This window comes from Mycolicibacter senuensis (genome assembly GCF_002101885.1).
In the GTDB taxonomy this organism is placed as follows: domain Bacteria; phylum Actinomycetota; class Actinomycetes; order Mycobacteriales; family Mycobacteriaceae; genus Mycobacterium; species Mycobacterium senuense.
The window spans coordinates 542950-554723 of the sequence record NZ_LQPS01000043.1 but is presented as its reverse complement, the minus strand read 5'-3'; the positions used below and the strand labels follow the sequence as shown (position 1 = coordinate 554723).

General features: G+C 70.1%; 11 protein-coding genes. 1 reads left to right on the top strand and 10 read right to left on the bottom strand.

Annotated features, from left to right (window positions below; translation table 11 throughout):
• Positions 1 to 17: 17 nt before the first annotated feature.
• From rpoZ to pyrR, 10 genes are all read right to left on the bottom strand, one after another.
• The gene (rpoZ, locus tag AWC24_RS17090; RefSeq protein ID WP_085086899.1) at positions 18 to 344 is read right to left on the bottom strand and encodes a DNA-directed RNA polymerase subunit omega; all 327 of its coding nucleotides are present in this window, start codon (positions 342 to 344) and stop codon (positions 18 to 20) included.
• A 62-nt stretch (positions 345 to 406) separates the two neighbouring features.
• Positions 407 to 1009 (bottom strand): guanylate kinase, encoded by a 603-nt coding sequence (gmk, locus tag AWC24_RS17085; protein WP_085086897.1) that lies wholly within the window; start codon positions 1007 to 1009, stop codon positions 407 to 409.
• A 7-nt stretch (positions 1010 to 1016) separates the two neighbouring features.
• On the bottom strand, positions 1017 to 1334 hold the full coding sequence (gene mihF, locus AWC24_RS17080; RefSeq protein ID WP_085086895.1) for an integration host factor, actinobacterial type: 318 nt from the start codon (positions 1332 to 1334) through the stop codon (positions 1017 to 1019).
• 448 nt (positions 1335 to 1782) lie between these two features.
• Positions 1783 to 2625 (bottom strand): orotidine-5'-phosphate decarboxylase, encoded by an 843-nt coding sequence (gene pyrF / locus AWC24_RS17075; protein WP_085086893.1) that lies wholly within the window; start codon positions 2623 to 2625, stop codon positions 1783 to 1785.
• Positions 2625 to 5969: a carbamoyl-phosphate synthase large subunit gene (gene carB / locus AWC24_RS17070; RefSeq protein WP_085086891.1), complete on the bottom strand. Its 3345-nt coding sequence runs from the start codon at positions 5967 to 5969 to the stop codon at positions 2625 to 2627. The genes pyrF and carB overlap by 1 nt, the downstream gene beginning before the upstream one ends.
• Entirely contained in the window at positions 5969 to 7087 is a 1119-nt protein-coding gene (carA, locus tag AWC24_RS17065; protein WP_085086889.1) for a glutamine-hydrolyzing carbamoyl-phosphate synthase small subunit, read from the bottom strand. The genes carB and carA overlap by 1 nt, the downstream gene beginning before the upstream one ends.
• Positions 7084 to 7596, bottom strand: a complete 513-nt coding sequence (locus AWC24_RS17060; protein ID WP_085086887.1) for a PH-like domain-containing protein — start codon at positions 7594 to 7596, stop codon at positions 7084 to 7086. The genes carA and AWC24_RS17060 overlap by 4 nt, the downstream gene beginning before the upstream one ends.
• Positions 7593 to 8885: a dihydroorotase gene (locus AWC24_RS17055; protein WP_085086885.1), complete on the bottom strand. Its 1293-nt coding sequence runs from the start codon at positions 8883 to 8885 to the stop codon at positions 7593 to 7595. The genes AWC24_RS17060 and AWC24_RS17055 overlap by 4 nt, the downstream gene beginning before the upstream one ends.
• A complete protein-coding gene (locus tag AWC24_RS17050) occupies positions 8882 to 9853 on the bottom strand; it encodes an aspartate carbamoyltransferase catalytic subunit (RefSeq protein ID WP_085086883.1) in 972 nt (323 codons plus the stop codon). The genes AWC24_RS17055 and AWC24_RS17050 overlap by 4 nt, the downstream gene beginning before the upstream one ends.
• Positions 9850 to 10431, bottom strand: a complete 582-nt coding sequence (pyrR, locus tag AWC24_RS17045; RefSeq protein WP_085086881.1) for a bifunctional pyr operon transcriptional regulator/uracil phosphoribosyltransferase PyrR — start codon at positions 10429 to 10431, stop codon at positions 9850 to 9852. The genes AWC24_RS17050 and pyrR overlap by 4 nt, the downstream gene beginning before the upstream one ends.
• 138 nt (positions 10432 to 10569) lie before the next feature.
• Between pyrR and AWC24_RS17040 the strand changes: the two genes are divergently transcribed.
• Positions 10570 to 11772, top strand: a complete 1203-nt coding sequence (locus AWC24_RS17040; RefSeq protein ID WP_085086879.1) for a serine hydrolase domain-containing protein — start codon at positions 10570 to 10572, stop codon at positions 11770 to 11772.
• Positions 11773 to 11774: the final 2 nt, after the last annotated feature.

The following is an 11774-nucleotide window of genomic DNA, read 5'->3' as shown; positions in this document are numbered from 1 at the left end:
TCCCGTCTCGGCCTCTGTTACTCGCCTTCGGTGTATTCGAGCAGGTCGCCGTGGATCTCGCGCATCGCGATCGACAGCGGCTTCTCCTGCAGGCCGGGCTCGACCAGCGGCCCGACGTACTCGAGGATGCCCTCGCCGAGTTGGTTGTAGTAGTCGTTGATCTGCCGCGCGCGCTTGGCCGCGTAGATCACCAGGGCGTACTTGCTCGACGCCCGCTGCAGCAGTTCGTCGATGGGCGGGTTGGTGATGCCCAGCGGCGTGTCGTAGCCACCGATCAGCGCCGGGTCGAATTCGGCGTCGGTGGCCGCCGAAAGGGTGGCCGCGTCGGCCTGCGAGGTACTCACGTAAGACAATCTCCTGGCGATTTAGGGGCTTGGGGTGAAGCTGTTGGCGATATCCGGGCCGATCACACCGCGCCCGGTGCGGTATCCACCAGCAAGGATACCAATTCTGAGCAGGCGGTTTCCAATCGAGCGTTGACCACGACCGTGTCGAAGTCTGCTTGCGCGGCCAACTCGGTGCGCGCGGTGGCCAGCCGACGTTCCATGACCTCCGCGGATTCGGTACCGCGCCCGACCAGTCTGGACTGCAGCGTGTCCCAATCCGGCGGCGCCAGAAACACCGTGACGGCCTCCGGCAGGGCCTTCTTGATGGCTCGGGCCCCAGCCAGGTCGACTTCGATCAGCACCGGCCGGCCGGCTCGGGTCGCCTCGGCCACCGGAGCCGCCGGGGTTCCGGATCGCTGCAGGCCACCGTGGATATCGGCCCACTCCAGCAGCGCGTCGGTCTCGATCAGCCGCTCGAACTCCCCCGGCGTCACGAACCGGTAGTCGACCCCGTCGACCTCCCCGGGACGCGGCGCCCGGGTGGTAGCCGACACGCTGAAATACAGGTCCGGTACCCGTTCCCGCAGGCACCGGACCAAGCTCGACTTACCGACCGCCGATGGGCCGGACAGCACCACCACGCGTCCCGCGTGTCGGCTGTCCGGCCCTCCACCGGCATTCACCGACGGGTCAGGAGAAGTCGAACTTCTCCAGCAGCGCCTTGCGCTGCCGGTCGCCCAGGCCGCGCAGCCGGCGGGTGGGGGCGATCTCCAGCTCGGTCATGATCTCCTGCGCCTTGACCTTGCCGACCTTCGGCAACGCCTCCAGCAGCGCGGAAACCTTCATCTTGCCCAGGACCTCGTCGCTCTCGGCGTCCTTGAGCACCTGCTTGAGATTGGTGCCGCCACGCTTGAGCCGGTCCTTGAGCTCCGCTCGGGCCCGACGTGCGGCCGCCGCCTTCTCCAACGCGGCGGCGCGCTGCTCGTCGGTCAACTGGGGAAGGGCCACGATTCCTCCGTCTCGTCATCATCGACAACGTCGATGTTTTCCATGTCCCGGCCGGGTACTCCCGCCAGAGACGACGACCGTACCCACGCCGTCTGACGAAATCTAACCCCACCCCCCGTTTCCGGCCACAAATGCCCAGCTTGTGGGGCCACGACGTCGCGGTTGGGCCCTGCTCGGCCGGCCCTCCGCGGACCGGTCCCGGCCCTCGGCAGACCGGCCCGCTCCCGTCCGGAAAACCCACTGTGACCTGGTGTTATCGGCTGGTTCATCGGCTCGTTCCGGTGGTGCGGCCGGCTGCGGCGGTGCCGCTCGGGGGGCGACTGGAAGCCGGCGGTATTGAATTCGCACCTCACGGCGTGTCGGGCGTGTCGAAACCGCTCGCCGAGTCGGGGACGGCGCGTTTCCGGTACGACGTCATCCGCCGCTGCCGAGAGCCCGCCCCGGACCATTACCCGGCGCCCAGATAGCCGACGGCGTCGCGCATCCGTTCGGCTGCGGCCCGCAGCGCCGCGACCTCGGGACCGGCCCGCAGCACCTCGCGGGAGACCGCCGGTAGCAGCGTTCCCGGGGCGGCGCCGCCCAGCCCGGCCAGCTCGTCGGGGCGCCCACCTTGTGCCCCGATGCCCGGTATCAGCACCGGGCCGCCGAGGGCACTCAGGTCGGGCACCTCGCGCAGCGTGGCGCCGACGACCACCCCGATCGAGCCGAGCCGCGGTCCGGCCCCTCCGGCCCGATTCGCCTCAGCGGCCGCATCGACGATCGACTGCGCCACCGTGCGGTCGCCGGCCCGGGCGCGCTGCACCGCGGCCCCCTCCGGATTGGAGGTGGCGGCCAGCACGAACACGCCGCGCCGGTATGCGGTGGCGGTTTCCAGCAGCGGCTGCAGGGAGCCGAAACCCAGGTACGGCGAGGCGGTGACCGCGTCGGCGGCCAACGGTGACTCCCCGGCCCAGGCCGCGGCGTAGGCAGCCATCGTCGAACCGATGTCGCCCCGTTTGGCGTCGGCCAGTACCAGCACACCGGCCTCACGAAGGGCCGCGATGGTGCGCTCCAGCACGGCGTAACCGGCCGAGCCGTAGGCCTCGAAGAACGCCACCTGCGGCTTGACGACGGCGAACCCGGCGAACGCCGCGACGCAGGCCTCGCTGAATGCCGCCAGCCCGTCCGGCGTCGCCGGCAGACCCCAGGCGGTCAGCAGTTCGGGGTGCGGGTCGATACCCAGGCACAGCGGCCCGCGAGCCGCCGTGGCCTCGGCCAGCCGAGTGCCAAACGCCGCGGACCCCGGAACCACTAGTGCCCGCCGAGCGTGCTGTGCAACTCCTGCAGCGAGCGCACCCCGATGTCACCGCGGATCCCGGCCTCGATGCCCTGCACCGCCGCGGCGGCGCCCTGCACGGTGGTCACGCACGGGATGTTCACCCCCACCGCGGCCGCGCGGATCTCGTAGCCGTCCACGCGCGGACCGGAATTGCCGTAGGGGGTGTTGATCACCAGGTCGACCTCACCGGCCCGGATCGCGTCCACCGCCGTCAGAACCGGACGATCGGGGCTCGGCTCCTCGAAATTCTTGCGCACCACGTCGCACGGAATACCGTTGCGGCGCAGCATCTCCGCGGTGCCCTCGGTCGCCAGCACCCGGAAGCCCAGGTCGGCCAGCCGTTTGACCGGAAAGACCAGTGAACGCTTGTCGTGGTTGGCCACCGAGACGAAAACCGTGCCGTCGGCGGGCAGCGAACCGTAGGCGGCGGTCTGGCTCTTGGCGAACGCGGTGCCGAAGTCCCGGTCGATGCCCATCACCTCACCGGTGGACTTCATCTCGGGGCCCAGCAGCGAATCGATGCCCGAGCCGTCGGCGCGGCGGAAGCGGTGGAAGGGCAACACCGCCTCCTTGACCGCGATCGGGGCGTGCGGCCCGACGCTGGCACCGTCGCCGGAGGCCGCCAACAGCCCCTCGGTCCGCAGGCCGGCGATGGTGGCGCCCAGCATGACCCGCGCGCAGGCCTTCGCCAGCGGCACCGCGGTGGCCTTGGACACGAACGGCACCGTCCGACTGGCCCGTGGGTTGGCCTCCAGCACATAGAGCACATCGTCTTTGAGGGCGAACTGCACGTTGAGCAGTCCCACCACGCCGACGCCGTGGGCGATGGCCTCGGTGGCGCGGCGCACCTTCTCGATGTCGCTGCGGCCCAGCGTCACCGGTGGCAGCGCGCACGCCGAGTCGCCGGAGTGGATGCCCGCCTCCTCGATGTGCTCCATGATCCCGCCGATGTAGACCTCGGTGCCGTCGCACAGCGCGTCGACATCGATCTCGATGGCGTCCTCCAGGAAGCGGTCGACCAGCACCGGATGCTCCGGGGAGAGCAGCGCTGCCCGGGTGATGTAGCCGCGCAACGTCTCTTCGTCGTAGACGATCTCCATGCCGCGGCCGCCCAGCACGTAGGACGGCCGCACCAGCACCGGGTAGCCGATGTCGGCGGCGATCCGGCGGGCCTGGTCGAAGGTGGTCGCGGTGCCGTAGCGCGGGGCGGGCAGCCCGGCGGAGGTCAGCACGTCGCCGAAGGCGCCGCGGTCCTCGGCCAGGTCGATGGCCTCCGGGGTGGTTCCCACGATGGGCACGCCGGCGTCGGCGAGTCGCTGCGCCAGCCGCAACGGTGTCTGACCGCCCAGCTGAACGATGACACCCACCACACCGGGACCGCCCAGACCGGACTGCTGTTCGGCGTAGTAGACCTCGAGCACGTCCTCGAAGGTCAGCGGTTCGAAGTAGAGCCGGTCGGCGGTGTCGTAGTCGGTGGAGACGGTCTCGGGGTTGCAGTTGACCATCACGGTCTCGAATCCGGCCTGGCTCAGCGTGATCGCCGCGTGCACGCAGCTGTAGTCGAACTCGATGCCCTGACCGATCCGGTTCGGCCCGGAGCCTAAGATGAGCACCTTGGGTTTGGTGTCTTGGACGGCCACCTCGGTCTCGGCGGCCGGGTCGAGCTCGAAAGTGCTGTAGTGGTACGGCGTTTTGGATTCGAACTCCGCCGCGCAGGTGTCGACGGTCTTGAACACCGGGTGGATCCCCAACCGGGATCGCAGCAGCCGCACGCCGTCCTCGCCGGCCAGTTCCGGCCGCAACGCGGCGATCTGATGGTCCGACAGGCCGCTGTACTTGCAGCGGCGCAGCAGGTCGGCGTCGAGCACCGGGGTGTCGATCACCTCGGCGCGCAACTCCACCAGGCCGTTGATCTGCTCGACGAACCAGGGGTCCACCCCGGAGGCCTCGGCAACCTGCTCGACGCTCGCGCCCAGTCGCAACGCCAGCTCGATGTCGTAGAGCCGGCCCTCGGTGGGCACCCGCAACCGGTCGAGGGCGGCGCCGGCTGTGTCGTCCTGGGGATCCGGTTGGGTCCAGAACCCGGAACGATCGGTCTCCAGCGAGCGCATCACCTTGCCGAGAGATTCGATGAAGTTGCGGCCCAACGACATCGCCTCGCCCACCGACTTCATCGTGGTGGTCAGGCGGGGGTCGGCGCCGGGGAACTTCTCGAACGCGAACCGCGGCGCCTTGACCACGACGTAGTCCAGCGCCGGCTCGAAACAGGCCGGGGTCTCCTTGGTGATGTCGTTGACGATCTCGTCGAGGGTGTAGCCGATGGCCAACTTGGCGGCGATCTTGGCGATCGGGAAACCGGTGGCCTTCGACGCCAGCGCCGACGACCGCGATACCCGCGGGTTCATCTCGATCACGATGAGCCGGCCGTCTTGCGGGTTGACCGCGAACTGGATGTTGCAGCCGCCGGTGTCCACGCCGACCTCGCGCAGGATCGCGATGCCCAGGTCACGCATGGCCTGGTATTCCCGGTCGGTCAGGGTCATCGCCGGGGCGACGGTCACCGAGTCGCCGGTGTGCACCCCCATCGGGTCCACGTTCTCGATCGAGCACACCACGACGACGTTGTCGTTGCCGTCGCGCATCAGCTCGAGCTCGAATTCCTTCCAGCCGTAGATGGATTCCTCGATCAGCACGTTGGCCGTCGGCGAGGCGGCCAGGCCGTCGCCGGCCATCCGGGCGACCTCGTCGAGGCTTTCGGCCAGACCGGAGCCCAGGCCGCCCATGGTGAAGGAGGGCCGGACCACGACCGGCAGGCCGAGTTCGGCGACGGTCTCCTCCACCTCGGCCATGGTGTAGCAGACCCGGGAGCGGGCCGACTCGCCGCCGACCCGGGCGACGATGTCCTTGAACTGCTGACGGTCCTCACCGCGCTGGATGGCCTCGAAGTCGGCGCCGATCAACTCGACGCCGTAGCGTTCCAGCACCCCGTGCTCGTGCAGCGCCACGGCGGTGTTCAGCGCGGTCTGGCCGCCCAGCGTGGCCAACAGGGCGTCGATCTTGTTGCCGCGCTCGGCCTGCTGGGCGAGCACCTTCTCGACGAACTCCCAGGTGATGGGCTCGACGTAGGTGTGGTCGGCGTACTCGGGGTCGGTCATGATCGTGGCCGGGTTGGAGTTGACCAGGCTCACCTGCAGGCCCTCGGCCTTGAGCACCCGGCACGCCTGGGTGCCGGAGTAGTCGAACTCACAGGCCTGGCCGATCACGATCGGCCCGGATCCGATCACCAGCACGTGGTTGATGTCTTCCCGGCGCGGCATTACTTGGTCTCCATCAGGTCGACGAACTGGTCGAACAGGTCTCCCGCGTCGTGCGGTCCGGCCGCGGCCTCGGGATGGTATTGCACCGAGAAGGCCCGGCCGTCGGCGAGTTTCACACCCTCGACCACCCCGTCGTTGGCGCAGGTGTGGCTGACCACCGCCGGTCCGAAGTCGGTGTCGAAGACCGCCCCGGCTTCTCCCTCGAGGGCGAAGCCGTGATTCTGCGCGGTCACCGCGACCCGCCCGGTGGCGTGGTCGATCACCGGGATGTTGATGCCGCGGTGCCCGAACTTCATCTTGTAGGTGTTCAGGCCCAGGGCCCGGCCCAGGATCTGGTTACCGAAACAGATCCCGAACAGCGGGATTCCGGCGCCGATCACCTCGCGGGTCAGCGCCACCAACCGGTCCGCGGTCGCCGGGTCCCCGGGCCCGTTGGACAAGAACACTCCGTCGGGCTTGAGCTCGGCGAGCGCGGCGAAGTCCACCGACGACGGCAGCACATGGCAGCGGATGCCGCGCCGGGTGAAGTTGCGCGGTGTATTGATCTTGATGCCGAGATCCAGCGCGGCCACCGTGAACCGGTGCGCCCCGGCGGGCTCCACAACATACGCGGTATCGGTGCTGACCTGTCCGGCAAGGTCGGCGCCGAGCATCGAGGGCTGCTCACGGACCCGGCTCACCAACTCCTCGGGTGCGGCCAGGGCATCGCCGGAGAACACCCCGGCCTTCATCGCGCCGTGGTTGCGCAGATGCCGCACCACGGTGCGGGTGTCCACGCCGGCCACCCCGACGGTGCCCTGACTCACCAGTTCCTCGTCGAGGGTTCCGGAGGCCCGCCAGTTCGAGGCGCGCGGCGAGGGGTCGCGAACCACGTAGCCGGCCACCCAGATCTTCTCGTCGCGGCTCTCACTGTCCTCGCGATTCCAGCCGGTGTTGCCGATCTGCGGGGCGGTGGCCACCAGGATCTGCCGGTGGTAGCTGGGGTCGGTCAAGGTCTCCTGGTAGCCGGACATGGCGGTGGAGAACACCGCCTCGCCCAGGCTCTGCCCCACGGCCCCGAACGGCCGTCCGGTGAAGATCCGGCCGTCTTCCAAAACCAGCACCGCGCGCGGGTTCATGTGTTGTCGCCTTCCAGCCAGCGGGTGTGTTCGGAACGGTCATCAGCGCGGAAGCCGGTGTCGATCTCGGTGCCCGACGGCAGCCGCCAGCGAATCGCCAGCACCCCGTCGTGGGCTCGGGTCGGGATGGCGCGGCCGGCGATACCGCGTTCGGTGCGGACCGCCAGGATGGCATCCTGCGGAATCCAGATCGGCCGGGCGCCGCTGCGCTGCACCATGATTCCCTCCGGGTAGCGGGTCAGCACCGCCTTGGTGCGATAACCCAGGTCGCCGGTCACCACCCGGTCGTTCCACTTCGGCGCGAGCGTGCAGCCCAGGTAGTGACCGCGGGTGGCTGCCACGATCGGCGGGCCCACCATGTCGGGCACCGCCGGCAGCGTGCCGATCAGGGTCTCCTGCAGCTGCCCGCGCCGGCGCCAGCCGCGCATCATCAACCGGATCAACCATCCGATCACCAGCACCAGCACGACCGCGAAGATCAGCGACGCGACCATCGTGGGCGTGTTCATGCCGGGCTCTTCCCGTCCCGGGCGGTCACCCGGCCGCGCAGCAGCGTCGCGGTGACGGCGGCCGGCAGCGTCATGGCCTCATACGGGGTGTTGGCCGACCGGCTGGCCAGCCGGTCGCCGGCTACCACCCAGCTCGCTTCGGGGTCGACCACGGTCAGATTGGCCGGTTCGCCCACCTCCAGCGGCCGGCCCTGGTCGGGCAGCCCGACGATCTGCGCGGGCCGTTCGCTCATCACCCGGGCCACGTCGCGCCAGCTGAGCAGCCCGGGCGCCACCATGGTCGCCACCACCACCGACAGCGCTGTCTCCAGCCCGAGCATGCCGGGCCGGGCGACGGCGAACTCGCAGGCCTTCTCGTGTTCGGCGTGCGGAGCATGGTCGGTGGCCACACAGTCGATGACGCCGTCGGCCAGTGCCCGGCGCAGCGCGGCGGCATCGGCGGCCTCCCGTAGCGGCGGGTTGACCCGGTTCCTGCCGTCGTAGTCGGCCAGCCGGCTGTCATCGAGCATCAGGTGATGCGGGGTGACTTCGGCGGTCACCGAGATGCCTTGCGCCTTGGCCCATTTGAGCAGTTCCACGGTTCCGGCGGTGGAGGCGTGACAGATGTGCAGGCGGGCGCCGGCGTCGCGGGCCAGCAGGGCGTCCCGAGCGACGATCGACTCCTCGGCCACGCGCGGCCAACCGGCCAGTCCCAGCCGGGCGGCGTTGGGCCCCTCGTGGGCGACCGAGCCGACGGTCAGCCGGGGCTCCTCGGCGTGCTGGGCGATCAGCACCCCCAGGCCGGTGGCGTACTCCAGTGCGCGACGCATCACCAGCGGGTCGGCCACGCAGACCCCGTCGTCGGAGAACATCCGAACACCTGCGGTGCCCGCGGCCATCATGCCCATTTCGGTCAGTTGCGTCCCGCCCAATCCGACGGTGACCGCGCCGACCGGGTGCACGTCGACCAGGCCGACCTGCTGGCCGCGCTGCCAGACGTGGTCGGTGACCACCGGGGAGTCGGCGACCGGATCGGTGTTGGCCATCGCGAACACCGCGGTGTAGCCGCCGAGTGCCGCAGCGGCCGACCCGGTTTCGATGTCCTCGGTGTATTCGCGACCCGGTTCGCGTAGGTGGGTGTGCAGGTCCACGAAGCCGGGCAGCAGCACCTGACCGGGTGCGTCGAGGACGTCGCATCCGGCCGGGGCGCCGAGGCCCGCACCGATCTCGGCGATCTGGCCGTCTTGCACCAGCACGTCGACCCGGTCGCCCTCGCCGTAACACCGCACCCCGCGGATCAGCACGCTCACGGCGCTTCGTCCTCTCCGGCCGGCCCGGCGGCGGCGTTGCCCACCAGCAGGTGGAACAGCACCGCCATCCGCACGTGTACCCCGTTGGAAACCTGTTGCAGCACCGCCGATTGCGACGAGTCCGCGACCGATGAGGCGATCTCCATCCCGCGCAGCATCGGCCCGGGGTGCAACACCACCGCGTCCTCGGCCAGCACGGCCCGGCGCTTCTCGCTCAATCCGTAGCGCACCGAGTATTCGCGCGCCGATGGGAAGAACCCCCCGGTCATCCGCTCGGCCTGCACCCGCAGCATCAGCACCGCGTCGGCGGCCGGCAGCTCGGCGTCCAAGTCGTGGCTCACCGCCACCGGCCAGTCGGCCACCCCGACCGGCAACAACGTCGGCGGGGCCACCAGCACCACCTCGGCGCCCAGCGTCGCCAGCAGTCGCACGTTGGAGCGGGCCACCCGGCTGTGCACGACGTCGCCGACGATCACCACGCGGCGGCCCTCGATCGCCCCGAGCCGCTGCCGCAGCGTCAGCGCATCCAGCAACGCCTGGGTCGGGTGCTCATGGGTGCCGTCGCCGGCGTTGATCACCCGCGGACCGCCTCCCTCGTCGCCTGCGGTCCACTCGGCGAGCAACTGCGCAGCACCGGACGCCGGATGCCGGATGACCAGGGCGTCGGCACCGGCGGCACGCAAGGTCAGCGCGGTGTCGCGCAGCGACTCCCCTTTGCCCACCGACGATCCCGATGCGGACACGTTGACCACGTCGGCGCTCATCCACTTGCCGGCCACCTCGAACGAGACCCGGGTTCGGGTGGAGTTCTCGTAGAACATGGTGATCACGGTGCGTCCGCGCAGCGTGGGCAGCTTCTTGACCTCGCGGCCGACCAGAGCTTGGGCGAACCGGTCGGCGTCGTCGAGGATCGCGGTGGCCTCGTCGCGGCCCAGATCGCCGGCCGCCAGCAGGTGCCGGGCGGTCATCGAGTGATCACCACCGCGTCACGGCCGTCGTGTTCGGCCAGCAGCACGTGCACGCTCTCACCGCGGGAGGTCGGCACGTTCTTGCCGACGTAGTCGGCGCGCACCGGCAACTCGCGGTGGCCCCGGTCGACCAGCACCGCCAGTTGCACGACCCGGGGCCGGCCCACATCGCGCAGCGCATCGAGGGCGGCCCGCACCGACCGGCCGGCGTAGAGCACGTCGTCGACCAGGATCACGCAGGCATCGTCGATGCCGCCGGCCGGGATCGTGGTGGATTCCAGCGGACGCGGCGGCTGGCGCATCAGGTCGTCGCGGTACAGCGTGATGTCCAGGGCGCCGTGCCCGACCTCGACCCCGCAGAATTCGCTGATCTTGGCGGCCAGGCGATCGGCCAGGGTGACTCCGCGGGTCGGAATACCCAGCAGCACCACCCGGGGCGCATCGGGGTCATCGGCGCCACGGACCTCGTCCAAGGCGGTTTTCTCGATGATCTGATGCGCGATACGAGAGATCGTGCGACCCACATCCGCCGAGGACATCAATTCCCGGTCGGTGCTGGAATTACCGGCAGCGCCCATGCGAAACCGCTGGACCTCCTTCTCCGCCTCGCGGGACGGATCGTTAAAGGATGTCTGAACTGCCGGGTAGCCTAACACCCCGCCCGGCGTGGCCGTGCCGGCTGGGGCGGGCCGCCGCTCGCCGCTTAGCCTGGGCGGGTGAATCTGGACCTCAACCGGGCGCCGCTGGCCGAGGCCTGCGACACCGGCCTGCTGGCCGGCGCAGTGACGGTCGTCTGGCAGCGCGGCAAGTTGCTGCAGGTCAACGAGATCGGCTACCGCGACGTCGGGGCGCGGCTGCCGATGACCCGCGACACGGTGTTCCGGATCGCCTCGATGACCAAACCCGTCACCGTGGCCGCCGCCATGAGCCTGGTCGACGAGGGGCGGCTGCGGCTGAACGATCCGATCGCGCACTGGCTGCCGGAGTTCGCCGCGCCCAGCGTGCTGGTGGACCCCGCCGGGCCGTTGGATCGCACTGCCCCGGCCCGGCGGGCGCTCACCGTCGAAGACTTGATGACGCACCGCTGCGGCATCGGCTACGGATTCTCGACGCTCGGGCCGATCGCGCGGGAGTATCAGCGGTTGCCGTTCGGGCGCGGTCCGGATGCCTGGCTGACCGCGCTGGCCGCCTTACCGCTGGTGGATCAGCCCGGTGAGCGGATGACCTACGGCCACGGCACCGACGTGCTGGGCGTGCTGCTCGCCCGCGTCGAGGGCAGGCCGCTGCCGCAGCTGCTCGACGAACGGATTCTCGGGCCGCTGGGGATGGTCGACACCGGGTTCTGCATCTCCCCCGCGGTTCGCGCGCGCAGCGCCACCATGTATCGCATCGACGGCGACACGCTGCGCGACGACGCGATGGGGCCGATGCCGATCACCATGCCGGCCTTTCCCAACGCCGGCGGCGGGCTGATGTCGACTGCCGACGACTATCTGGCTTTCGCGCGAATGCTGCTGGCCGACGGCATGTCCGACGGCACCCGGGTGCTCTCGGCCGAATCGGTGCGGGCGATGCGCACCGACCGGCTGACCGACGCCCAGAAGCACCATCCGTTCCTGGGGGCCCCGTTCTGGGTCGGCCGCGGATTCGGCCTCAACCTGTCGGTGGTGACCGACCCGGCGCGCTCCCAGCCGATCTTCGGCCCCGGGGGCGCGGGCACGTTCAGCTGGCCGGGCGCCTACGGCACCTGGTGGCAGGCCGATCCGGCCGCGGATCTCATCCTGCTGTACCTCATCCAGAACGCGCCGACGCTGTCCACCGAGGCGGCCGCCGCCGTCGCCGGCAACACCGCGGTCGGCAAACTGCGGGTGGCCCAACCGAAGTTCGTCCGCCAGACCTATCGCGCCCTGGGGATATAGGT